Source organism: Chryseobacterium angstadtii, from assembly GCF_001045465.1.
GTDB lineage: Bacteria > Bacteroidota > Bacteroidia > Flavobacteriales > Weeksellaceae > Chryseobacterium > Chryseobacterium angstadtii.
Genome location: NZ_LFND01000009.1, coordinates 41,303 through 66,394 on the forward strand (window position 1 = coordinate 41,303; position 25,092 = coordinate 66,394).

23 protein-coding genes and 1 pseudogene are annotated in these 25,092 nt (G+C 36.6%); 16 read left to right on the plus strand and 8 right to left on the minus strand.

Going from position 1 to position 25,092, the window contains the following annotated elements:
- Nucleotides 1–701: 701 nt before the first annotated feature.
- Nucleotides 702–956, minus strand: a pseudogene (locus tag ACM46_RS23755) (thrombospondin type 3 repeat-containing protein); the annotation flags it as partial.
- Between the two features lie 223 nt (nt 957–1,179).
- On the opposite strand from ACM46_RS23755, the gene ACM46_RS22300 reads away from it, so the two are divergent.
- From ACM46_RS22300 to secG, 3 genes are all read left to right on the plus strand, one after another.
- The gene (locus tag ACM46_RS22300) at nt 1,180–2,493 is read left to right on the plus strand and encodes a M16 family metallopeptidase (RefSeq protein WP_048508881.1); all 1,314 of its coding nucleotides are present in this window, start codon (nt 1,180–1,182) and stop codon (nt 2,491–2,493) included.
- Nucleotides 2,494–2,546: 53 nt separating this feature from the next.
- A complete protein-coding gene (locus tag ACM46_RS22305) occupies nt 2,547–4,577 on the plus strand; it encodes a M16 family metallopeptidase (RefSeq protein ID WP_048508949.1) in 2,031 nt (676 codons plus the stop codon).
- A gap of 134 nt (nt 4,578–4,711) precedes the next feature.
- Nucleotides 4,712–5,065 carry a preprotein translocase subunit SecG gene (gene secG / locus ACM46_RS22310; RefSeq protein WP_048508882.1) on the plus strand — a complete coding sequence of 118 codons (354 nt, stop codon included), beginning with the start codon at nt 4,712–4,714 and terminating at the stop codon, nt 5,063–5,065.
- Between the two features lie 51 nt (nt 5,066–5,116).
- Here secG and ACM46_RS22315 read toward each other — a convergent pair whose 3' ends face one another.
- Nucleotides 5,117–5,950 carry a glycosyltransferase family 2 protein gene (locus ACM46_RS22315; RefSeq protein ID WP_048508883.1) on the minus strand — a complete coding sequence of 278 codons (834 nt, stop codon included), beginning with the start codon at nt 5,948–5,950 and terminating at the stop codon, nt 5,117–5,119.
- 2 nt (nt 5,951–5,952) lie between these two features.
- A complete protein-coding gene (recR, locus tag ACM46_RS22320) occupies nt 5,953–6,564 on the minus strand; it encodes a recombination mediator RecR (protein WP_048508884.1) in 612 nt (203 codons plus the stop codon).
- Between the two features lie 374 nt (nt 6,565–6,938).
- Here recR and ACM46_RS22330 point away from each other — a divergent pair, with 374 nt between their 5' ends.
- The 9 genes from ACM46_RS22330 (at nt 6,939) to ACM46_RS22370 (ending at nt 15,236) form a co-directional block, all read left to right on the plus strand.
- Nucleotides 6,939–7,544 carry an LURP-one-related family protein gene (locus ACM46_RS22330; RefSeq protein WP_048508886.1) on the plus strand — a complete coding sequence of 202 codons (606 nt, stop codon included), beginning with the start codon at nt 6,939–6,941 and terminating at the stop codon, nt 7,542–7,544.
- 19 nt (nt 7,545–7,563) lie between these two features.
- Nucleotides 7,564–8,055: a hypothetical protein gene (locus ACM46_RS22335; RefSeq protein WP_048508887.1), complete on the plus strand. Its 492-nt coding sequence runs from the start codon at nt 7,564–7,566 to the stop codon at nt 8,053–8,055.
- Between the two features lie 110 nt (nt 8,056–8,165).
- The gene (locus tag ACM46_RS22340) at nt 8,166–9,608 is read left to right on the plus strand and encodes an aminoacyl-histidine dipeptidase (RefSeq protein ID WP_048508888.1); all 1,443 of its coding nucleotides are present in this window, start codon (nt 8,166–8,168) and stop codon (nt 9,606–9,608) included.
- A gap of 214 nt (nt 9,609–9,822) precedes the next feature.
- Nucleotides 9,823–10,404 carry an LOG family protein gene (locus tag ACM46_RS22345; RefSeq protein ID WP_048508889.1) on the plus strand — a complete coding sequence of 194 codons (582 nt, stop codon included), beginning with the start codon at nt 9,823–9,825 and terminating at the stop codon, nt 10,402–10,404.
- Between the two features lie 51 nt (nt 10,405–10,455).
- Complete coding sequence (locus ACM46_RS22350) at nt 10,456–10,953, plus strand: hypothetical protein (protein WP_048508890.1); 498 nt, start codon at nt 10,456–10,458, stop codon at nt 10,951–10,953.
- Nucleotides 10,954–11,135: 182 nt separating this feature from the next.
- Complete coding sequence (locus ACM46_RS22355) at nt 11,136–12,611, plus strand: helix-turn-helix transcriptional regulator (protein ID WP_048508891.1); 1,476 nt, start codon at nt 11,136–11,138, stop codon at nt 12,609–12,611.
- A gap of 438 nt (nt 12,612–13,049) precedes the next feature.
- Nucleotides 13,050–14,336 (plus strand): hypothetical protein, encoded by a 1,287-nt coding sequence (locus ACM46_RS22360; protein WP_048508892.1) that lies wholly within the window; start codon nt 13,050–13,052, stop codon nt 14,334–14,336.
- Between the two features lie 115 nt (nt 14,337–14,451).
- Nucleotides 14,452–14,877, plus strand: coding sequence for a transposase (locus tag ACM46_RS22365; RefSeq protein WP_048508893.1), 426 nt, complete (start codon nt 14,452–14,454; stop codon nt 14,875–14,877).
- A gap of 32 nt (nt 14,878–14,909) precedes the next feature.
- On the plus strand, nt 14,910–15,236 hold the full coding sequence (locus ACM46_RS22370) for a hypothetical protein (protein WP_048508894.1): 327 nt from the start codon (nt 14,910–14,912) through the stop codon (nt 15,234–15,236).
- A gap of 165 nt (nt 15,237–15,401) precedes the next feature.
- Here ACM46_RS22370 and ACM46_RS22375 read toward each other — a convergent pair whose 3' ends face one another.
- Together ACM46_RS22375 and ACM46_RS22380 are read right to left on the minus strand one after the other, a co-directional pair.
- On the minus strand, nt 15,402–15,731 hold the full coding sequence (locus ACM46_RS22375; protein ID WP_048508895.1) for a 2Fe-2S iron-sulfur cluster-binding family protein: 330 nt from the start codon (nt 15,729–15,731) through the stop codon (nt 15,402–15,404).
- 12 nt (nt 15,732–15,743) lie between these two features.
- A complete protein-coding gene (locus tag ACM46_RS22380) occupies nt 15,744–16,799 on the minus strand; it encodes an NAD(P)/FAD-dependent oxidoreductase (RefSeq protein ID WP_048508896.1) in 1,056 nt (351 codons plus the stop codon).
- 158 nt (nt 16,800–16,957) lie between these two features.
- On the opposite strand from ACM46_RS22380, the gene ACM46_RS22385 reads away from it, so the two are divergent.
- Complete coding sequence (locus ACM46_RS22385) at nt 16,958–17,728, plus strand: DUF3108 domain-containing protein (RefSeq protein WP_048508897.1); 771 nt, start codon at nt 16,958–16,960, stop codon at nt 17,726–17,728.
- Between the two features lie 308 nt (nt 17,729–18,036).
- Here the strand turns inward: ACM46_RS22385 and pheS are convergent, their stop codons facing one another.
- Both pheS and ACM46_RS22395 read right to left on the minus strand, forming a co-directional pair.
- Nucleotides 18,037–19,047, minus strand: a complete 1,011-nt coding sequence (gene pheS, locus ACM46_RS22390; RefSeq protein ID WP_048508898.1) for a phenylalanine--tRNA ligase subunit alpha — start codon at nt 19,045–19,047, stop codon at nt 18,037–18,039.
- A 126-nt stretch (nt 19,048–19,173) separates the two neighbouring features.
- Entirely contained in the window at nt 19,174–19,833 is a 660-nt protein-coding gene (locus ACM46_RS22395; protein ID WP_048508899.1) for a YceI family protein, read from the minus strand.
- Between the two features lie 75 nt (nt 19,834–19,908).
- On the opposite strand from ACM46_RS22395, the gene ACM46_RS22400 reads away from it, so the two are divergent.
- Nucleotides 19,909–20,844: a sulfate/molybdate ABC transporter ATP-binding protein gene (locus ACM46_RS22400; RefSeq protein ID WP_048508900.1), complete on the plus strand. Its 936-nt coding sequence runs from the start codon at nt 19,909–19,911 to the stop codon at nt 20,842–20,844.
- Between the two features lie 367 nt (nt 20,845–21,211).
- Here ACM46_RS22400 and ACM46_RS22405 read toward each other — a convergent pair whose 3' ends face one another.
- Nucleotides 21,212–21,556, minus strand: a complete 345-nt coding sequence (locus tag ACM46_RS22405; RefSeq protein WP_048508901.1) for a zinc ribbon domain-containing protein YjdM — start codon at nt 21,554–21,556, stop codon at nt 21,212–21,214.
- Between the two features lie 361 nt (nt 21,557–21,917).
- Here ACM46_RS22405 and ACM46_RS22410 point away from each other — a divergent pair, with 361 nt between their 5' ends.
- Together ACM46_RS22410 and ACM46_RS22415 are read left to right on the plus strand one after the other, a co-directional pair.
- Entirely contained in the window at nt 21,918–23,123 is a 1,206-nt protein-coding gene (locus ACM46_RS22410) for an RsmB/NOP family class I SAM-dependent RNA methyltransferase (RefSeq protein ID WP_048508902.1), read from the plus strand.
- Nucleotides 23,124–23,336: 213 nt separating this feature from the next.
- On the plus strand, nt 23,337–25,004 hold the full coding sequence (locus ACM46_RS22415) for a GLPGLI family protein (protein ID WP_048508903.1): 1,668 nt from the start codon (nt 23,337–23,339) through the stop codon (nt 25,002–25,004).
- Nucleotides 25,005–25,092: the final 88 nt, after the last annotated feature.

Here is a 25,092-nt window from a genome sequence, read left to right on the forward strand (position 1 = left end):
TCATTAAAATTCTTCGTCACTGTCCATTTTCCGCTTTCGTATTGATAATATTTCACAGGTTGTGAAAAGTATCCGGATTTAGGATTTGAGAAACTAAGCATAACAAGGAACCCTAATTTTAAATCCTTATCATATTTTGCCGCCACAGAAATTCCAAAAATGAACTCTTGAAGATCAGTGAATTTATTATCCTTTCTGGTTAAAGACAATTCTTTTGCAGGCTTTTGTGGTGAAACGTAATAAAAACTATTTTCCTGTCCGTCATCAATGATTTTTCCTTTGTAAAAAGGTGTGTCTCCCGTAGTCACGAAAAAATTATTTTCATCATTTTCCCAGCCAAAAAAGAATTCTCCACCACCAAACGGAGCCGATATAGGAATAATAATCCCGTTTCCAGTTTTCTTTCTGAATTTGGCAAAATTACTCTTGCTCCAAAGTTTATTAAAAATCTCCGGACCTATTTCTTTTTCATAGTGTTTACAGTTATAATAAGCATCATTTCCACATTCAGGTCCGCGACTATTCCTGGATTTTCGCAGAAAAAGAATTTTTTTAGGTTTTAAAAAGAATGCTTTAAAATCCGGATCTTCGCAGATCACATCAAAAAGACTATTGAAATTCATTTCACTGAGCTGTTCAACATCCTTTTCGTAACGTATTTTTTCTATTTCATACAGGTTTCCGCAGTCTCTGTTACGTAAAGGACAGCCCTGATTTTCTGCCATTCCCGGCTGCGTAGGACATGCATCATCTTTATCCAAAATTCCGTCTCCGTCTGTATCAAGCCACGGACAGCCATTATTTTCAGCGGGTCCGGCTACATCCCGGCATTGATCATCCTTATCCATAATGCCATCCTTATCTTCATCCGGCCAGGGACAGCCACTATTTTCAACAGGACCTTTCTCCTTAGGGCACTTATCCAGATAAAAAAGAATTTCATCCCCGTCTTCATCAGAAAGACAGGTCTTTTTGTTCAATTCTTTTCTGCATTTCTTTAATCCTTCCTGATCAACGGCTTCCTGTGCCTGCATCATTAAAAAGGAAAAAAGAAAAAGTAAAGTATAATAAATTCTCATGTTGGGGCTCAATAGTTTTACAAATGAACAAAAAAGTAGAGTAATTATGTAACAAATACTGTGTTTTTGCTACTAATTGATGCAAAACAATTTCTACTTTATGAAAAAGCGACTTCTTTCTGTTGCGGCAGCATCTTTTTTCGGAATGGTTCTGAATGCACAGCAAATTAAATTCGAAGAATATGACCTGCCAAACGGCCTTCACGTAATTCTTCATCAGGATAATTCTGCACCTGTAGTCACCACCGGCGTTATGTACCATGTAGGTGCGAAGGATGAAGTAAAAGGAAGAACGGGTTTTGCCCACTTCTTCGAGCATCTTTTATTTGAAGGAACCCCCAACATCAAAAGAGGTGAATGGTTTAAAATCGTTTCTTCAAACGGAGGACAGAACAACGCGAACACTACGAATGACAGAACGTATTACTACGAAACATTCCCTTCCAACAACGAGCAGCTTGGTCTTTGGATGGAAGCTGAAAGAATGCGTCATGCTGTCATCAATCAAGTGGGAGTAGATACCCAGAGAGAAGTTGTAAAAGAAGAGAAAAGATTAAGAATGGACAACCAGCCTTATGGAAATCTTTTCCCAACCATTCAGAAGAATCTGTTTACCAATCACCCGTACAACTGGCCTACGATCGGTTCTATGGAAGATCTTAATTCTGCAAAGCTTGAAGAATTCCAGGCTTTCTATAAAAAATATTATGTTCCGAACAACGCGACATTAGTGGTTGCAGGAGACATCAAGCCTGAGCAGACCAAAAAATGGATTCAGGAATATTATGGAGGAATTCAGAAAGGAACTCTTTATCCGAAAGATTTCCCGAAAGATGCTCCAATCACTCAGGAAAAAGAAGTAACGGCTACAGATCCGAATATCCAGCTTCCTGCTTATATTTTTGCTTACAGAACTCCTGCTAATAAAGAAAAAGATGCCTATGTTCTGGATATGCTTTCTTCTTATCTGAGCAATGGTAAATCTTCTGTTTTATACAAAAAACTGGTAGATCAGGATAAAAAAGCGCTTGCTGTACAGGCTTTCAACCAGGGGCTTGAAGATTACAGTATTTTTGCCTTTTTTGCTATCCCGATGGGACAAACAACGAAACAGACTTTACAGACTGACATTGATGCAGAAATCAAAAAGCTACAAACAACTCTGATCTCTGAAGAGGATTATCAGAAGCTTCAGAACCAGTATGAGAATCAGTTTGTGAATGCCAATTCAAGTATTCAGGGAATTGCTGCTTCATTGGCTACCAACCATGTATTGATGGGTAATACCAATTTAATCAACAAGGAAATAGACATCTACAGATCTATCACAAGACAGGATCTGCAGAACGCAGCGAAAAAATACCTGAACTCCAATCAAAGAGTGATTATTAATTACGTTCCTGAAAAAAAGTAATCATTTAAAAACTTCAGGTTTAAAAAATGATTATTAAAATTAAATTTTTACAAATGAAAAAGCAATTAACATATATAGCTGCAGCGTTTTTTTTCGCAGGAACGATTTCAGCACAAAAAATAGATCTTAACGCAATGCCAAAGCCGGGACCAACTCCTGCGATCAACATTGCAAAACCTAAAACTTTCCAACTGAGCAACGGTCTTACGGTAATGGTTGTGGAAAACAATAAATTACCAAGAGTAAATACCACTCTATCTATGGACAGACCTCCATTTAACGAAGGAGGAGTAACCGGAGTAAGCTCTGTCATGGCAGAACAGTTCGAAAACGGAACAACTAATTTAAGCAAGGATGATTTCAACAAAAAAGTAGATTATCTGGGTGCTAATCTGAGTTTTTCTTCAAACGGTGCTTTTGCTAATTCTCTTTCCAAATATTTCCCTGAAGTATTGGGTTTAATGGCAGACGCTATCATTAATCCTAAATTCTCTGCGGAAGAAATTCAAAATTCAAAAGAAAGAGCTTTAGAAGGATTAAAATCCGGAGAGAAAAATGCTTCCGCTATTGCTTCAAAAGTTTCTAATGCCTTAATGTACGGTAAAAATACAGCAAGAGGTGAATTTGAAACTGAGGAATCTATCAACAAAATCCAATTAGCCGACGTACAGAATATTTATAAAAAGTATTACGCTCCGGACAATGCTTATCTGGTTATTGTAGGAGATGTAAAATTTGATCAGATAAAACCATTGGTTGAAAAAGCTTTCAGCGGATGGAAAAAAGCCAATACCCCTGCAACAGCTCTGGAGCCGGCTTCCAATGTAGCCAAAACAGAGATTAATGTAGTGGATGTTCCTTCAGCTGTACAGTCTGTGGTTTCAGTAAGCAACCTGAACAATCTTAAAATGAAGGATCCTAATTATTTTGCAGCTACTATGGCCAACTACATTTTAGGTGGTGGCGGTGAAGCAAGACTTTTCATGAATCTTCGTGAGAAAAACGGATTCACGTATGGAGCTTATTCCAGCATGAGTGCCGATAAGTATTCTTCAGAATTCTCAGCTGATGCCAGTGTAAGAAATGAGGTTACCGATAAGGCTGTTAAGGAATTCATGAATGAGCTTAATGCTATTTCTTCTGTAAAGCCTGAAGAGCTGGAAAATGCCAAGGCCAAGCTGAAAGGTTCTTTCATTATGTCTTTGGAAAAACCGGAAACGATTGCAAAATTCGCTCTGAATCAAAAAGTTCAGGATCTTCCTTCTGATTTTTATACCAATTACTTAAAATCAATTGATAAAGTAACTGCCGCTGATATTTCCAATGCAGTGAAAGCTACTATTCTTCCTAACCAAAGCAGAATTTTCATTGCCGGTAAAGCTTCCGATATTTCTGAAGGTTTGGAAAAACTGGGATATCCTGTAAAATATTTCGATAAAGAAGCCAATCCTGTTGTTAAAGCAGCCGCACAAAAAGTAGATGCAGCCGTAACTACCGCTTCTGTTGCGGACAAATATATCAATGCCATCGGAGGTCTGGCAGCCGTTCAGAAAGTAACTTCTGTGAGCATGGATGCTACAACCAAAGTTCAGGGAATGGAAATGAACATGAAACTGGTTCAGGCTAAGGGCGGAAAAATGCTGATGGATATGAAAATGATGGGTAATACTTTACAGAAAATTGTTTTCGATGGTAAAGACGGGCGCGTAGAAGCACAAGGTCAGAAAATTCCTTTAACTGACAAGCAGAAAGCCGATATGGTGAACCCTGAAATCTTCCCGGAACTTACTTTTGCAAAATCTACAGAGTACAAAGTAACCGGAATTGAAAAGTACAACAACGAAGATTCTTATGTGGTAAAAGGGCCTAAAGAAACTTATTATTACAGTGTAAAAACAGGGCTTAAAACAGGTGAAACGAAATCTGGCGAAGGAGGCTCAATCCCTACAAGCTTTGCAGATTACAAAGACGTTTCAGGGGTAAAACTTCCATTTACCATTATCCAGAATATGGGTGGAATGGATATTAACCTGACTGTACAGTCTTATCAGCTGAACCAGGCTAAAGATTCTGATTTTAAATAAGAGAAGAGTCTTTTATTATAGAAAAAACGGCAGCAGACGCTGTCGTTTTTATTTTTAATAACATTTACCACGATCTTCTTTGCCATTCGGTAAAAAAAGATTAAATTTGCCCATTCAAAAAGATATCAAAATTAATGGATACTATATTTATACTATTGATGGTTCTTATTATGATCGCCAGCATCTTACTGGTAATCATTGTTATGGCTCAAAATCCAAAAGGAGGAGGCCTTTCCAGTACTTTCGGGGGTGCATCATCTGCACAGTTCGGAGTACAGAGAACCAATGACTTCATGGAAAAAGCAACATGGACTCTTGGAGCAGTAATCATCGTTCTTATCCTTATAAGCGTTGTGATCACTGGTAAACCTACAGTAGCAGCTCCGACGCAGCAGCCTGTAAAGAAAGAAGCTCCGGCTAAACAATCTACTCCGGCAGCTACTACAACGACTCCGGCTCAGACAACTCCGGCAGCTCCGGCTAAATAATAATAGACCTATCTTATATAAGACAAAAGCAGTTCAAATTGAACTGCTTTTTTATTTTAATTTGATCTTCTCAATCTTATGGCGAAGCTTTAATCCTGTTTTTAAAAAGGAATACTGCACCGGCTTGGATTCTTTGTAATATTTGTCAATAAAGATCTGCATGGCCCCATAAAAACGGTCAAGATACACTTCATCTTTAATGGTACTCTCCCCTTTATGATGCAGAAGAGAAGCCTTCCCGTAATAATAGTTCTTGTAACCGTTTCTCAATAATGTATAACAAAGGTCGATATCTTCACCGTACATAAAATACGTTTCATCGAGACCTCCTATTTTTTCGTAAACATCTTTTTTAACTAACAGAAATGCTCCTGTAACCACTTCTACCTCAGCAACAGCATCTTCAGCAATATCACTTCTGTAGTAAGATTTTGAAGTATTTCGTTTAAAAGTCGTAAATAATTTTTCAAAAGAATTGAACATATCCGGAACAGATCTTTTACTCTCGGGAAGAAAAACACCTTTTGCATCGTGCATTCTTACCCCCAAGCCGCCAAAGTTCGGCTGTGAATCCGCAAAATCCAGAATTTCCTTCATATAATATCCTTCCAGTTCCGTATCCGGATTCAAAAGGAGAACATATTCTCCGGTTGCAGCTTTTATGGCTTTATTATTGGCAATGGCAAAGCCGTCATTATGTTGAGAAGCTATAAAATGTACTTCCGGGAATTCCGGAATAAGATCTCCCCAGGAGGCATCTGTAGATGCATTGTCTATCACGATGACTTCATGCTGTGTTTCGCCTGCATATTTCCGGATAGACAGAAGACAGTCTCTTAACAACTGGGCTACATTATAATTAACAATAATTATGGACAGCTTCATATTTAATCTTTTTCGTTGTAGGGTAACCTGTTGATAATAGATCGTCCCAAAGATACTTCGTCTGCATATTCCAGCTCATCTCCTACTGAAATTCCTCTCGCAATACTTGAAAAATTAACATTGAAGTTTTTAAATTTCTTGTAAATGTAATAAGCAGTTGTATCGCCCTCCATAGTAGCACTCAATGCAAAAATAAATTCCTTGACCCCTCCTTCATTTACTTTTCTTTCAATACTTGGAATATTAAGCTGATTGGGGCCAACGCCTTCCATAGGTGATATTTTTCCTCCTAAAATCAGATACTTGCCTGTAAATTTCCCTGTATTTTCGATAGCAATTACATCACGTACATCTTCTACAATACAGATCAGTTCACTGCTCCTTTTTTCGTTGCTGCAGATCTCACAGATATCGAAATCTGAAAAGTTGTGACATTCTTTGCAGTATTTTATTTCATTAACAAGATTGATGAGTGAGTTTCCAAGACTTACCGCTCTGGAACTAGGCTGTTTCAGTAAATGCAATGCTAATCTCAAAGCTGTTTTTCTGCCAATCCCGGGCAGCCCGGAAATTTCGTCTACGGCTTTTGCCAAAACTTTGCTAGGGTAATCCATAGGTACAAAAATAGGGAATATTGTTGAGAATTGGTGTGTGTTTCGAGGTGCGAGATTCGGGGTTTGAGGGTTTGAGAGTCGGAGTGTTTGAGATGCGTGTTTCGGGATTCGGGATTGTGAATACGGAAATATTGAATGAAGGACTAATATACGATGACTACTATCTGGTGGCTGAGGCACTCGAAGCCACCAGTACAATTTCCGGAAACATTAAATGAAATACAGATCTCCTCCGGTGGCTTCGAGTGCCTCAGCCACCGGATGCTATATCCCACATCTGACATCTGATGTCTCATATCTTCGATCTCACATCTTCCCTCTCGATTCTAAAAAAACCTTTATCTTTGAGGTTTAATATGAAAAAAATAAACTAAATGGTCCTAAAAAATCTAAACTATCCTCTAGATTTTAAATTCAAAATCTCAACTTTATCGAGTGACTTCAATATTACAGACAGAAACGGAAACTATGTGGCCTATGTTCGTCAGAAAATGTTCAAACTGAAGGAAGATGTTATTGTTTTTAATGATGAGAGCAAATCTAAGGAGCTTTTCAGAATCAGAGCCAATCAATGGATTGATTTCAATGCTTCTTATTCCTTAAATGATCTTACTGACAACAAAAACTACGGAAGACTGGCCAGAAAAGGGATGCGCTCACTTTGGAAATCCAGTTATGATATTCTGGATTCAAACGATCAAACCAAATTTACCGTAACAGAAGATAATGCATGGACAAAATTCTTTGATGGAATGGTCAGTGAGATTCCACTTATTGGAATGTTTACAGGTTATTTCCTCAACCCCGCCTATACGGTAAAAGGTATGGATGGAAAGGAATATTTTAAACTAAAAAAAATGCCCTCATTCTTTGGAAGAAGATTCCAGCTTGACAGAGTAATTGATATAGATGACGAAGACGAAAGTTTAGTGATCTTATCATTATTGATGATGGTTCTTCTGGAAAGAGCAAGAGGCTAAAAAATAAAAACCGCAGACAATGAAATATTTAATAATTTTCTTTTCAGCGTTTCTCTTAACTGCTTGTAAAAAAGATAAGGAAACCGTTCAAAATTCAACTTCAGCAGATTCTTTAAATATCGTAAAAGATTCTGCAAAAACAGAAGCAGCATCAGGAAAAGTACAGGTGGACATTATCCCTTTCCCGAAAGAGATCAAAGAATGTTCATGCTATTTTGCCAGAAATAAGGCTGATTTTGAAGCAGAAAAATACATTTATGCAGACGATGCCGGAAAAACAGCTTATATGAAACTGGACGGCAAAAGGCTAGCCATGAATCTGATCTCATCAAGTGATATGGAAGTGGATGAAGAGCTCACCAAAGAGATTGAAAGTGACAACTATAAGATCTCTGTAAAAGGCAAAAAAATAAAACATGAAGAGGCATTATTATTCGAAGGTACACTGACGATTGAAAAACCGGACGGCAGTGTAGAAACGATGCCTATTTATGGGGAATGTGGGTGCTAGAAAAACGAAAGGGCTAAAAAATAAGTTTTACCCCTGTACCCCTTATAAAAAATGCTTTCGGATTCACGGAAGCATTTTTTATTTCGTAATTTTGATAAAAATAAAAGTTCATGGAATTATCTAATATAGAACCGCAGATTATCTGGAAAAACTTCTCCAAATTAAATGCTGTTCCGAGACCCTCTAAAAAAGAAGAAAGAGTGATAGCTTTCATCAAAGGATTTGGTGAAAACTTAGGGTTGGAAACTACTGTAGATGAAGTAGGAAATGTGATCATCAGAAAACCTGCTACTGCGGGTATGGAAAACCGTAAATCCATTGTGATTCAGTCACATCTGGATATGGTATGCCAGAAGAACAGCGATACCAATTTTGATTTCGATACAGAAGGAATCAAAATGGAGGTTGACGGAGACTGGGTAAAAGCAAAAGGAACCACTTTAGGGGCTGATAACGGATTAGGAGTAGCAACCATTATGTCTATTCTTGAGAGTTCAGATATTCCGCATCCTGCTATGGAAGCTCTTTTCACCATTGATGAAGAGACAGGAATGACCGGTGCTTTAGGCTTAAAACCTGGACAGCTGACTGGAGAAATCCTGTTGAACCTTGACACAGAAGAAGACGATGAGATCGATATCGGTTGTGCAGGTGGTGTAGATGTAACCATTACTCAAAATTACGGTACAGAAGCAGCGAACGGACAGATTGTAAGAATTGAAGTGAAAGGCCTTCAGGGAGGACATTCAGGAATGGATATCCACAAAGGTTTCGGAAACTCCAATATTATTTTAGGCAGACTTCTTTACAAAGGTCTTGAAAAACAAAATATCCAACTGATCTCTGTTGATGGAGGCGGATTGAGAAATGCTATTCCAAGAGAAGCTGCAGCATTGGTTTCTGTGAGAAATGCTCAGGAATTTATTGAAGCGGCTACGGTTCTTAAAAAAGAAATTTTAGAAGAATTCGCTACAGTAGAACCGGGTATCCACATCAATATTGAAAACTCTACAACTTCTGATAAAGCTATTTCCGAGCAGGATTCAAAGAAGATCATTCTTACTTTAAAATCTCTTCACAATGGAGTTTACAGAATGAGTCCGGACGTGAAAGACCTTGTAGAAGCTTCCAACAATGTAGCCAGAGTGGAATTGAAAGGTGGAGAGCTTAAAATTTTAAACCTGACCAGATCATCTGTAGATTCATCTAAATATTCTGTAGCAGAACAGTTAAAATCTGTGGCAGAATTAGCAGGAATGAATGTAGAATTCAGTGGTTCTTATCCGGGATGGAAACCAAAACCGGGTTCTGAGATCGTACAGCTGATGGAAAAAATCTATACGGAAAAGTTTGGCGAAAAACCTCACGTAGTAGCGTGTCATGCAGGACTGGAATGTGGTATCATCGGAGCCAATTACCCTGAAATGGAAATGGTAAGCTTCGGACCAACGATCAGAGGAGCACACTCACCTGACGAGAAAGCGAATATCCCTTCTGCACAGAAATTCTGGAGTTTCACTAAAGATATTTTAGCGAATATTCCTTTAAAATAAGAAGATAAAATTACTATATTGAATATCCAAAGTCGTATGATTTTGGATATTTTTAATTTGAACCGTTTTTAAACCATTAAGATTTTATTTAAGCTGTTAAGATAATTAAGAAAATACATGCTTCACCCTTAAAAATTTCTTCGATGTTGATCTTAGCTACTTATATCTTCATTCATCTTAATGGTTCAAAAATCATTTAAAAAGATTGATTATAATGAAAAATATAACCGTATTCTGCGGCTCAAGTTTCGGCGCAGATGATATTTATAGGGAACAGGCTTTCCTGCTTGGCCAAACATTAGCTAAACAGCACATACAGTTGATTTACGGCGGCGCAGACACAGGTCTGATGGGAGCTGTTGCAGATGGAGCCTTACACGAAGGAGGAAAAGTTACGGGAGTTCTCCCCCACTTTCTGCAGTCTAAAGAAATTGCTCATAAAAACCTCACTGAGCTCATCCTCGTAGAAACCATGCACGAAAGAAAAACAAAAATGAATGATCTCTGTGAAGGCGTCATTGTTCTTCCCGGAGGCTTTGGAACGCTGGAAGAGTTTTTTGAAATGATCACCTGGGCACAGCTGGGACTACATAAAAAACCAATCGGAATTTTGAATATTGACGGGTTTTATGATGATTTAATAAAATTGGTTCAGACCATGGTTGATAAAGGATTTTTAAAGCAGGTGAACCGGGATATGCTTTTGATCAGTAGAAGCATTGATGAGCTTTTAGAAAAAATGAGGAATTATGATGCGCCTACGGTGGGGAAATGGATTTCGAAGGATGAAATATAGACTATAAAAAAATTTCTTCTACTTTCAATACTGATATTTGGAGTTTCTAATTTGTATTCTCAGAATACAGATGAAGACTTCTGTCAATACTTCATTAAAAATCTAAAAGAAAAGCCATTAAAATGTATCAATAGCTCAAAGCTTAAAAATGATGAAGTAATTTATCAATTTTTTAAATGGTCTGCATTTAAGGAAGATTATCTCATACGGATTGAAAAAAATCGGAATATAAAAACGATTGTAAAGAAAAAAATTTACAAAAGTGTATACAATCAGGAAACGGGAGAGTATCAGGAGTCTCGAAGTGAAGTTTTAAAAGAAAAGAAACTTACGGATAACCAATTTAACAGATTCTCATCATTAATAAGAAAATATAATTTTTGGCAAAAAGCTGATTACAAAGTAGAACCACTATGCTCAGATGGAGGAATATTAGTATATGCCATACGCAAAGATCAATATTTAGAAATTGATAACGACAACTGCTCACCTAGTTCAGAATATTTAAATCAGCTATATCAGGAACTTGTTACCCTATTTAATTTCTAATTCTTACTAGTAAAAAATATCTCAATATAAATCTTAACACTTAAATTAAATTGAGAAAAGAAACTATTTTACAGGTATAAAAACTGATTTGCGCAATTTTGAGTATCTTTTTTTTCCTCTTAAAAAGATATTTTTGTAAAATAATAATTATTTGTATGGGATTTAACCTAAGTGTTAAATTAATGTTTGTTTTTACATTTCTACCCTTCCTGGGTTTTGGGCGGGCTAAAGTTACAGATAGAGACAGCTTGAAAACATTAATTTTAGCCAATTATAACAAAGACATATTTGATAATCATAAAGATGTTCTCCGCTATAGTACAGAATTATATTATCTGGCCAAAAATAAAAATGATCAGGAAAGCATTATGTTTTCTTTATTTGAGCAATCCCGTATTTATTTTATGGAGAATAAGTATGGGGTTACCTTGAAAAAGCTTTATGAAGGGATCTGTCTTGCCAAAAAAATGAAAGATTACAATATGCTTTGCAGATTCACGCTTATCTATCAGAAAGTTTTGACACATCTTGATTATAACAATAGCGAGATCAAAATCTTTATTGATAAATGTAATGAGTTCAATACTCTTGTAAAAAGTAAAGACGACCAACATATCAATACCATTTATATCCTTGTTGCGACAGCCGACTCTTATCTCGATAATGAAGGATTATGCGACAATATGGATAAGGTAATTGCCTTAAAAACCCAAGCGTACAAAGAATCTCTTAAAATAAAGAATAATAACCCGTTAAAAACATTTACTCAAATTTATGCACTGCAATCATTATACTGGTCATGTGCATTATCCCGAAACTTTAATAAAGCTAATTATTACCTGGCTATTACTGACAGTTTACTCGCAAAAAACCCCAATTATTATTTTAATGTAGATTGTCTTATCACTAAAGGGGCTATTGAAAACATACAAAGAAACCATCAGAAGGCAATTTATTATTTTAAACAAGCAATTGATAAAGCAGAAAAATCCCAAGCGATCTATCAACTGTATACCGTATTCCCTATGATTTCGGCTTCCTATGGCGAATTGAATGATTTCCGGGAAGGAATGGAATATTCATGGAAAGCAAAAGATATGAATGAACAGCTCCGACAGTTGAGAATAGAAGGACATAATGCCACAATTATCACAAATATTAATACGGAGATTCATAATATGAATTCTAAACAGGAAATTCCCTATAACTTTATAGCCATCGGTATTCTAATAGGATCCAGTAGTTTATATTATTATTTCAACAAAAAGAAAGTAAGCCGAAGAAATCTTTTGATTTCTTTAGAAGAGCCACAGCAAAACTATTCCGAGAATTATTTAGAGAAGATTATTACAGAAAGTGATGCGGAGGATAATAAAAAATTGGTCAATCTTGCCAAAGAAGATATCAATACATTCTATATAGAGTTTGAAAAAACTTATCCAGCTTTTCAAACCATATTAAAAGAAAAACATTTTGAACTGAATTTATCAGATATTAATTTCTGTTCCTTAATCAAAATGAAATTCGATATGAAACAGATCGCTACCTACACGAATACCACATTAAGATCTGTAGAAAGCAGAAGATACCGGATCCGGAAGAAAATGCAGCTTAAAGGGCAGGATGATCTGTACATTATCATTTCCAACATTAACTGATAAATATTCTTGTTACATAAGAAAAGTAAATAATCTGTTTTCAGAGAAGGTGACCATTTGATTATAACAGAATTCTTATTTTTTTTCATCCATAGTTGAGACAGATCATCAGTATAATGATCTGTCTTTTTTATTGTATTAAAAAAGGCATTTTTCTAAACAACATTATTATAAAACATTCAAAACATCAAAAAAGCCATTATAAAGATATTTTGAAGCTATATGAGTTTATTTGCGTATTGCTTTTACTACTTCCTTCCTATAAATTTGCCAGCAAGATATTTCATTGTACCCCCAACAACGCTAGCTAGCTTGGGTTCTTAAAGACTAATAAAGATAAATGATCAATTTTATTAGCAGGTCTTTTAATAATTAGGTGAAACATCTTGAAGATTCTAAATACACAACCCCTTAATTTTTGATTAAAAAAAATTATTTATGAAAAAGAACATTATTTTCGCGTTTTCTCTTACAGCAAGTTCTCTGCTGTTTGGACAGGTAGGAATAAACACCTCATTACCACAAGCCACGTTGGATATTGTTGGAAAGAAAGGAGCTACAGATAAGGATGGACTCACTGCTCCCCGTCTTACCAGAGCTGAACTTACTGCAAAAGGAAATAATCTTTATGGCGCTGGTCAAAACGGAACCCTTATTTACATAACAGATGTATCAGGAGGTGATAATGTTTCACAAAGAATTAACATTACAGATTCCGGTTATTATTATTTTGATGCTACTAACAATATCTGGGAAAAAGTAGCAACCAAAGGAGAAGAACCTTGGCAAATCGCTGGTACTACGAATAAAGCAACAAGGAATAATCAAAATATTTATCAAACAGGAAAAATTGGAATATTCACCAATAATCCCTTAGAAAATTTATCTATCGGACAGTCAGGCGTAACTTCAAATCTGGCTAATTCTTATATAAGTACAGGGCTTGTAATTTCAGGATCCAGCACCTCTGATTCAGAAGGAATTGGTGCCTACTATGAAAACTTAGGTGCCCCATCCGGAGCGCGCGTTGTAAAACATGAATTTTCTGTACAAAATGGGAATTCATTTTTTGGATATATAAACACAAATGATAATGCTACTTACCCTAATTTGACTCTTTTTGGTACTAATTTACCAAGTGGAAATTTTTCGATCGGCCTTTACAGAGGTGCAGGTGCAACTGAAAAGCTGGATGTAAATGGAAATGCCAGAGTAAGAGGGCTGGCAGACGGGGATCCTATCAATTATCCCTATAAAGTAGTAGCCAAAGCAGATGGAACCTTCGGTAAGGAAACAGATATTACTGGTGCAGTACAATTTGCTACAGGTGGATTTCAAAATCTGGATCTTACTAATGTAACAAGAGCTAACCTTAAAGACATCTACTTTTTCAGTCATGGAGCAACCATAACATTACCTGTAGCCAGCAATCAGCTAGTAGGTGTAGAACTATCATTTTATATTTCCGGAGGGGCTGCAGATTCATTTACTACAGGATTAACACAGGAATTCAGTGTAAGCAGGCCTGCTACAGATGTAGCTACTAATTCTTTTCTTTTTGATTCTGGATCTACAAGTCCATATACCAACTTAATTTCTTCATGGACTGGCAATAAAATTACTTTTATCAACACAAAATTGCGAACATTCAGAGCTCTTAATTTTAAACTGGTAAGTAACGGAGCCGGAGTATACAGATGGATGTTCTGGGCAAGCGGAGTTTAACGATAGTTTTTAGTTTTATCATAATTTAATTTCACCCAGATTTCTTATGAGCAGTCTGTACAGGTTTCTCTTTTATGTCCTCTACAGCTGCTTTTAAGATTCTTATAAAATAAAAATGACAAATAATTTTAAAAACATTCATATTGGAGAGATGATCAATAATGCTGTAAAAAATCAGGATTTAGATTCTGCAAGAATATGCTCGTTTTTTAAATGCTCAATAAACGAAATTGAACACATGTATGAATGCGAAAGCCTTGAAGCTGATCTTTTGCTGAAGTGGAGTAAATTGCTTGAGTATGACTTTTTTCGAATTTATTCCCAGCATCTGATATTATATTCACCCCATTCTCTTGTAAATAATGAAAAAAAGGATTTACATTCACCCTTACCTCAATTCAGAAAAAATCTTTATACCAAAGAAATTATAGAATTTATATTGGGGCTTATCAAATCTGGAAAAAAAACTAAAATACAGGTAATAGAAGAATATAGAATACCCAAAACCACTTTATACAAATGGCTGGATAAGTATAATTAACCAATACAACTATTTATCAATTCCCTATACATATGAAAAATTTAGCTCCCGATTATGTACGAATCTATCGTGATATCATACAGATGAATTATCCTGAAAAAGAAATTCTTACCAGAGATATATTAAATAAAAAAAGCAAGCTTACTTTCCTTGAGGTTGTAAAGCTTAATACCATAATTTTTGGATCGATTACCAATGGGAGCATAGAAAACCAAAAACATAGATCCTATAATAAAAAAACAATACACTATATTTTAGAGTATCAGATAAAAAACAATTTAAATAATATGCAGACTGCCCAACATTTCAAGATGAGCAGAAATACCATCTCCAAATGGAAAAAACTGTTTGAAAAATAAAATTTCGTCCTCGTATTTTTTTTCACATTTGTGTTTTGGAATCAACAGATTTTATCTGTTGGTTCCTTTTTTAATAGAATTTGGCTTGACTTGAACTTCTCTTAAAAAAATCCTCCTGAAAAATAATTTTCAGGAGGATTGTATATTAATTAAATTTAATATGTTTTAAGGATAAGGAGCAATTGCCACTTCAAGACCTTCCATGGAATCCATCATATGCAGCTGGCAGCCTAGTCTGCTGTTGTCTTTTACGTGGTAAGCTTCCGCCAGCATGGCATCTTCTTCATCTCCCATAGGCTCAAGACCCGGATCATTAATTACATATACCTGACATGAGGCGCACATGGCCATTCCTCCACAAACTCCGATAGTTCCCTCTTCCGCCAATTCATAAGAGCGGATGATCTCCATCAGGTTCATAGACATATCTGTAGGTGCTACAACATCATGGGTTACCCCTTCCCGATCGGTGATCTTAATATTAATATCTGACATAATAGTGCAAAATTAGTCAATTTTTTTCACAACTGCCTTTTCTGCTTCTTTACGGCTACCGTCAAATCCGTCTACACCGCTTACTGTCGTATATTTAAGTACAAATTTCTTACCTGGATTCAGTCTGTTGTAAACACTCTGACACATCAAAGTAGCTTCGTGGAAACCGCAAAGGATCAACTTCAGTTTACCCGGATAGGTATTGATATCTCCAATTGCGTAGATTCCATCAATGTTGGTTTGATAATCAAGTGCATTGTTTACAACGATTGCATTTTTCTCGATATTCAGTCCCCAGTTTCCGATTTCACCCAATTTTGGAGTCAGTCCGAATAAAGGAATGAAATAATCCGTTTCAATATCGTAGGCATCCTGCCCTTCAATTTCTACGGTGATTGCTTCCACTTTTCCGTCACCTTTGATTCCGGTAACCTCAGCAGGAGTAATCAATTTAATTTTTCCTTCGTTTTTAAGATCCTGAACTTTTTCTACGGAATCCAAAGCGCCTCTGAATTCATTTCTTCTGTGAATCAAAGTCACTTCACTGGCTACATTAGAAAGGAAAACACTCCAGTCCAGGGCAGAATCTCCTCCTCCTGCAATCACTACTCTTTTGTTTCTGAAATGCTCAGGTTCTTTAACGAAATATTCAAGACCTTTCTCTTCATAATCTGCTACATTCTCGAAAGTAGGTTTTCTAGGTTCGAAAGTTCCCAGACCTCCTGCAATAGCAATCGCTTTACATCTGTGTACCGTTCCTTTGTTGGTGATCACTTCAAACCACTCATCATCTACCTTTGTATAAGAAACTGCAGTTTCTCCCAAAGTGAATCCCGGCTGGAACTGCTTGATCTGCTCCATCAAATTATCTACTAATTCTCCTGCATTCACAGAAGGATATCCCGGAATATCGAAAATAGGTTTTTTAGGATAAAGCTCAGCTAGCTGACCTCCCGGCTGTGGAAGTGCATCAATAATATGACACTTCATTTTTAATAAACCTGCTTCAAAAACAGCGAAAAGCCCGGTAGGTCCGGCACCTATGATCAATATATCAGTGGTTATCATAATAATAAGATAATTTAATTATACATATAACTGCAAATTTACTAATTTTAATGCGAAGCATATTTAATTGATTCTAAATAAAAACCTGAGATTTATCAAATCCCGGTTAATACAATAAGAATCTTAAATTTGGCAGTGTTTTTGTTAAATTTCATATCATGAAGAAAATTTTAAGTTTTTTTGCAGTTTGTATGTTCCTGCTGAGTTATGCTCAGATCGACAATGTTGCTGATGGAGAGTCTATTACCTTTAGAATTCACTATGGAATTCTGAATGCCGGAACCGCCAATCTTACTGCAAAAAAAACAACCTATATGGGGGCTCCTCACCTCTATGTAAAAGGCACCGGACAGACTACCGGAGCCGTAAAAGCTTTTTTTAAAGTGGAAGATCTCTATGAAAGTTTCATCAACACAGAAACCGGATTGCCAAGTTTCTACGTAAGAAATGTACGGGAAGGAAGCTACCGCCAGCATTTTGAGACAGTTTTCAACCACAATGATCATACGCTCATCCTGACAGACAAAAAAACACCTGCCAACGGCTCTAAAGTACTGAAATCCGTAAAAGGGGTTCAGGATATGCTTTCCTGCTTTTATTATCTGAGAAGCAAAAGCACCAACGAACTGAAAGTAGGAACCGTAATCAATATGAATGTATGGATTGATGATGAAATGTTTCCGTTTCAGCTGAAAGTAACGGGCACGGAAGATCTGAAAACAAAATTTGGTACCATTAACTGCCTGAAAATTATTCCATCCGTTAAAAGCGGAAGAGTTTTCAAAGAAAAAGAAGGGGTAACCATGTGGGTAACGAACGATGCCAACCACATTCCTATGCTTTTGAAAGCTGAATTGGCCGTAGGTTCTCTGAAAGCCAGTATTGATGATCTTAAAAATGTAAAATATCCTTTAAAATACATCAAGTAAAAGAAAAATAATCAGTTTTTTACTATAATAAATGACCGGCGAAGAAATTTTGCCGGTATTTTTATGTTCAGGATGTAATATATATCAATTTCTGGTTGTCTTATTAATAACAGCAGACATAAGGAATTATAAAACGCTTCAGCTCCGCCCAGCGTGACAGAGTTTCAGAAAACTATGTTAAGATTTCTCTGCTCATAAATAAGACAATACACGTTGTAAATTTTCAATACAATCCGTTTTTAATTACGTTTTGTTTCTTAGGTCAGTAATTAAAAACAAAACCTCCGGAAATTCCGGAGGTTTATTTTTTATAGTGATTTAAACTGTTCTAAAGTTCTGATATCATTTTCGAAGAACATTCTGATATCGCTCATCTGGTAAAGAAGCATGGTGATTCTCTCAATCCCCATTCCGAAAGCATATCCTGAATATTTCTCAGCATCAATATTTACATTTTTCAAAACAGCAGGATCTACCATTCCGCATCCCATGATTTCCAGCCATCCTGTTCCTTTGGTAATTCTGTAATCGGTTTCAGAGTTTAATCCCCAGTATACATCAATTTCAGCACTTGGCTCTGTAAACGGGAAATAAGAAGGTCTCATTCTGATCTTAGACTTTCCAAAAAGTTCCGTTGTAAAGAACTGAATCGTCTGTTTAAGATCTGCAAAACTTACATTTTCATCGATATACAATCCTTCAATCTGATGGAATATACAGTGCGAACGTGAAGAAATAGCCTCGTTTCTGAATACTCTTCCCGGAGAAAGGATTCTGATTGGCGGCTGGTTTTCTTCCATATAACGGATCTGTACGGAAGAAGTGTGCGTTCTTAAAAGGATATCCGGGTTTTGTTCAATGAAGAAAGTATCCTGCATATCTCTTGCCGGATGGTATTCAGGAAGATTAAGCGCTGTAAAGTTGTGCCAGTCGTCCTCTATTTCAGGACCGTCTGCCACTGCGAAACCTATTGATTTAAAAATTTCAATGATTCTGTTTTTCACCAGATTGATTGGATGTCTTGATCCAAGATCCAATGGAAAAGCAGGTCTTGTAAGATCTTCTTTTTCTGTAATAACAGCAGATTGGGAAGCATCCTTCAGATCTTCCAGTTTCCCTGCAACAGCCTGTTTCAAAGAATTGATCTTCTGTCCGAATTCTTTTTTCTGATCGTTTGGTACTTCTTTAAATTTTTCAAAAAAATCATTCAGAACCCCTTTTTTACCATTATACTTAATTCGGAAGTTTTCAATTTCTTCTTTAGACGTAGCACTGAAGCTGTTTACCTCGGTAAGTAGTTCTTCTATCTTTTCTATCATTGTTTTACCCTTTCAAAATGTTTTGCAAAAATACGATTTTTAAGTTTAATAATGAATCTGTAATAAAAAAATCTGCCCCTTTATGGGAGGCAGACTTCAATCACTTATTTCACTTAAATAAAAAAATTATTTCTTTTCCAGAGCTTTAACGTTGATCTGAAGAGTTACCTCATCCTTGATCACTCCGTTTTCAGCAGGAGCCTGGAACTTTACGCCAAACTCTTCTCTTTTAATATCCTTAGGCTCAGTAGCTACACTTACTTCTCCATCTTTTACAGAAACATTGGCTTTAAACTGAACAGGTTTTGAAATGCCTTTGATCGTTAAATTACCATCAAGAAGCGTGTTGTAATCTCCTTCCGTAGCCGGAGTAACTTTTGTCACTTCAAAAGAGGCCGTAGGGAATTTTTCCACTTCAAAAAAATCGCCGCTTTTAAGATGACCATTGAGTTTACCTAACTGCTCTGCATCATCTTTCAGGTCTACTGAGGTAAGAGAATTCATATCAGCAACAAATTTTCCGCTTTCCAATTTTCCGTCTTTTACCGTAACATCACCACTTTCAAATTTAATGGTTCCGAAATGGCTGGTACTTTCAGATTTGAATATTTTATATCCTTTCCACTCCACTTTACTGTTCAATGTATCCAATGTATACTGATTCCCCTCTTTTGTAGTTGTTACTTCATTGCTTTCGTTGGTTACAGGTTTATCTTTTTTACAAGAAACCATTACAGCAGCAATAAATAAAGCAGGAATAGTTAATGAAAACAGTTTTTTTCTCATTTTTGATATATTTTTATTACTTCCGCTAATATAATAAAAAAAATTATTTTTTCATAAAAACCTTACATTTGTATTATGCTTTTAGAAATAAACAATTTATATTTTTCCCACACTCAAGATAAACCTCTGTTTCAGAACCTCAATCTGGCGTTTGAAGAGGGTAAAATCATCGCTCTTGCAGGAGAAAGCGGCTGTGGAAAGTCTACACTTCTCAACCTGATTTATGGACTTCTTGACTGGGAAAAAGGGGAAATTATTTTCAACGGAACGCACCTTTTGGGACCCAAAGGAAATCTTGTTCCCGGAGAAGCAGAGATGAAGCTGGTCGCTCAGAACTTTGATCTGATGCCTTATGCCACGGTTGCTGAAAATGTAGGAAAATTTATTTCTAATATCAATTTAGCACAGAAAAAAGAAACAGTTACGGAACTTCTGGAAGTAGTAGGACTTCAGGAATTCGCCCATATTCTGCCTAAATATTTAAGTGGTGGCCAGCAGCAGAGAGTAGCTATTGCCAGAGCACTTTCCGTACTTCCCAAACTGCTTATTCTGGATGAACCTTTCAGTAATCTGGATTTTCCCCGGAAAATTGAACTTCGTGAGCGGCTGTTCAGATATGTGAAGCAACATCAGATTTCCCTCATTATTTCAACGCATGAACTACAGGAAATTATGCCGTGGCTGGACCAGATTGTGGTTTTAAAAGATGGAAGACTGATACAGAACGACAGCCCGGAAGAAACCTACAGAAATCCTTATAATTCCTATGTGGCCAAACTTTTTGGTGAAGTGAATATTTTCAGTGAGGAAGAAAAAGCAGAGTTCCAGCTTGCAAAATTTTCATATTATCCTAAAGAAATAAAAATTACCGAAACCGGCCATGAAGTCCATCTTCTGGAAAGCCGGTTTGCCGGAAACCACTTTTGGAATAAAGTGAAATTTCATCATAAGGAAATCGTCATCTATACCGATGAGAAGATAGAGGGCAACATTAAGATATCATTTCTGTAAAGGCTAAAGGGCAAAGAAAGCTGAGAAGGCTTATAAGCAAATTGGCTTTCTAGGCTCTCTCAGCTTTCTTTGCCATCTTCACTCAAACATTTTGGCCATTTGACCCTTTCGCAATTTCACCATCCAACCCCATAACTCCTACATTCCCTTATACTTATTGTTAATTTGTGGATAAAAAAATACAAATCTAAGAAGCTGTATAAAACTTTTTCTTACATTTGTACTTCCACAAAATAAGGAAATTTTTGGTTAATTCTCTTTCTGCCTTGAGACGGACATTAGCATCTCCCTGCAATTAAGTCTTTCGAAAGATTACACTGTCCAATCTTTTCCTTTTTTTATTTTCTGCAGCCGGTCATATACTTTTTTAGGCCTTCTTTACAAATTCTGATTTCAAAGCCATAGAACCGAAACCGTCAATTTTACAGTCGATATTATGATCACTGTCCGGTCTTAAACGGATATTTTTTACTTTCGTTCCTGCTTTTACAGGTTTTGGAGCTCCTTTCACAGGAAGATCTTTAATGACCACTACAGAATCTCCATCCTGAAGCTCATTTCCGTTGGAATCCAGTATTTTTCCTTCATTAGCTGTTTCAGCAGCTGTTTCTTCGGGGCTCCATTCATAAAAACATTGAGAACAGACCATCATATTATCACTCGGATAGGTAAATTCGGAGCTGCATTTCGGACAAAGTACAGTATCACTCATATTTTTGATTTTTGCAAAGGTAGGATTTTTGGGATAAACGGAGGTTTTGAGTGCATGTGTTATGACTCTCTGGTGGCTGTGGCTCTCTGGTGGCTGAGGTTCTCGAAGCCACCAGAGGTCTGTACTTCATTGAATGTTTTCGAATTTACAGTTTTAAACTGGGTGGTGGCTTCGAGAACCTCAGCCACCAGATGCTTGCCCTTTATTTAATATTCCCATATTCACAGCCTGCGATCCTCAAAACCAATAATTCACATAAAAACTTATAACTCACCCAATCCCGAACCCCGAAACTCAAAACCCTCCCCCAACTCTCAACTATAATTCGTACTTTTGCAGATTCAAACAGCGAAGCAAATTTATGGAACTTATTCACAGAAACTTAGCGATCGGAATTCACGATGCTTTACAGGAAACATTTTTCGAGAAAAATAAATACGCCGATAAGGTTATCGAAAGACTTTTAAAAGCCCACAGAAAATGGGGCAGCCAGGACAGAGCCGTTGTTTCTGAGATTTTCTATAATATTATCCGCTGGAGAAAACGTCTTGAATATTATATGGGAGAAGGCGTAAAACCCAATAATATCTATAAACTGATCATCGCCTATTTGCTTTGGAGCAAAACCAATTATAAAAAGTTTGAGGAATTCGACGGAATTAAAATCGCAGACATCCTTACCAAACTTAAAAAGAACACCGTTCCTACAAAAGCGATCGAGCATTCTCTTCCTGAATGGCTGGCTGAAACTTTAGAAAAAGAATTAGGTCCAGGCTGGGAAAAGGAAATGCATGCTTTAAATGAGCAGGCTCCTACGGTATTAAGAGCAAACAGTCTGAAAACAACTCCTAAAGAATTGATCTCTGATCTTTCCGACGAAGGTGTAGTTGCATATACGGTAAGAAACTATCCAGACGCTGTACAGCTTGAAGAAAAGAAGAATGTGTTTCTTACCACTGCTTTTAAAGAAGGTTTATTTGAGGTTCAGGATGCTTCTTCCCAAAAAATCGGGTATTTCCTTGATGTAAAAGAAGGACAAAGAGTGGTGGATGCATGTGCCGGAGCAGGCGGAAAAACGCTTCACCTGGCGGCATTGATGGGAAATAAAGGACAAATCGTAGCATTAGATATTTTCGAATGGAAACTGGCTGAATTGAAGCGTCGTGCAAAAAGAGCAGGTGCCCACAATATTGAAACACGTATGATTTCTGACAATAAAGTAATCAAACGTCTTCATGATAAAGTAGACCGACTTCTGATTGATGCTCCTTGTTCAGGTCTTGGTGTTTTAAAAAGAAACCCGGACAGTAAATGGAAGATTGACCAGGATTTTATCGACAGAATCAAAAAAGAGCAGCAGCAGATCCTTCAGGACTATTCCAAAATGCTTAAAGTAGGAGGAAAAATGGTCTATGCAACATGTTCTATCTTACCCTCTGAAAACAATTTACAGGTAGAAGAATTTTTGAAAAACAATTCAGGTTATAAATTAATTAAGGATGACAAAGTAATGCCAAGTCAGGGTTACGATGGATTCTACATGGCTCTGATTGAAAGAGTTTCTTAATTTAAGATCACAATAAAATATCAAAACTACTCTGTTTTCAGGGTAGTTTTTTTATTGAAAAATTTAAATCACATCTATATTTTGAAAACATATTATTAATTATTTGTAACAAATAACAATCTAATCCCTACTTATTAAAGGACAAACCGTTTAAATCTTTACAGAATATTGCATCACAGATATTACCATTATCTTTGTCAAAAACCTGTACCTATGTATACAAAAGCTCTATTCAATTTTCTGGCCTTATGTTTATGCTGTATTGCGTACGCACAAACTTATGAGATTCAATACACGAGTTCTTACAACGGAAAAACTCTTACGGATCAGTCCCCTACTCTTGTCTGGGCAGATGGAAAAGAGAATTTCATCCTGAACAATACCATCAGAGAACAGAAAAGCAGCTATCCATTTGAAATCACTAAAATTGAAAAGCCTTCCAATACAGTAGTTTCCTATGCTTTCCTCAAACCCGGCGAAATTATTTCTTCTTCCGATGCAGAATCGATAGGAAAACAGACATTTGAAATGACCAATGAAACGAAAAAGATCCTCGGCTACACCTGTAAAAAAGCCGTTACCAAAATCAATTCTAATACCATTGAGGTTTGGTACACCGATGAATTGAAAATAAAGGGCGGACCTTCTGTTTTAGGACAAAACTTAGGCTTCGTTTTGGAAGTTGAAAGAAATAAAAATTCAGTCATCACAGCAAGTTCCATTAAAAAAGTAAAAAAAACGGATATGGATCAGCTTATAAAAGGTTCCATACAGTCTACTGATCTTTTAGGATATAAAGATCTCCTTTGGAAAAGCAGATTTACTACATTAAAGGTTTTTGAAAATGAAACCATCAATTTTTCAGAGGCATCAAAATCGGATGAAACCATAAAAAGATTTGCCAACGGAACCATTATTCTCAAAAAAATAAAATTTCCGGCCATCAAAGAAGGTGAAAATATATTTGTTGAAGTGAAGCAGCAATCCAACGGTGACGCTTATGACAGAACAGGAACAGTATTTTTTATTCCTCAGGATAAAACCTCTTCTTTTTTTGACGGCTTGGAAAAAGGAGCTAAAACCCTTCCGGTTTACGAGAATGGAAACGGAAAGCAGTATTATGGGGTAACCGCAACGGAAAACTACAGCCCGGCAATAGAAATGATGAGATTCTTTACGGCCTTCGGAATTCAGAAATTCAATCATATTCAACTGAAAGGAAAAGACTGGCAGACCATAAGCCCGTACCGTCAGGATATTACGGAACTAAAACCATCTCTATCCGAAAAGGAACTTTGGGTAGGAGCTTTCATCGGAAACTATGATAAAGGCGGCCACAAGATAAGCCTTGAAATTACTATTCATAAAAGTGATCAGACGGTTTATAAGAACAATACGGTAATTCCTCTGTTCAATACCTTAAATATTATGGAAATGGCGGGGCAGGATTATTCAACGATGTTCAATCAGGATAAAGGTCTTTTTGTAGAATTTACCTTAAAAAAAGATCTGAAAAACGCTCAGCTTAGATACATCACTACAGGACACGGAGGCTGGGAAAACGGGGACGAGTTTGTTCCTAAAGCCAATTCTGTATTTTTAGACGGAAAAATGACATTTTCTTTCATCCCGTGGAGATCAGACTGTGGCTCTTACCGACTTTACAACCCTGCATCCGGAAATTTCCCGGACGGGCTTTCATCATCAGACCTCAGCCGATCCAACTGGTGCCCGGGAACGGTAACCAATCCTAATTTCATTTCACTCGGAGATTTGAAAGCTGGAAAACATACTCTACAGATAAAGATCCCTCAGGGAGCTTCGGAAGGAACAAGCTTCAGTTCGTGGAATGTTTCCGGCGTTTTGTTAGGGTCCCAATAAAACAAAACCTTCTTGCAAAGAGAATTGCAAGAAGGTAAAAACACAAATGATGAAAAAAAATTATTTCGAGCCACAAAGTAAGGGCTAA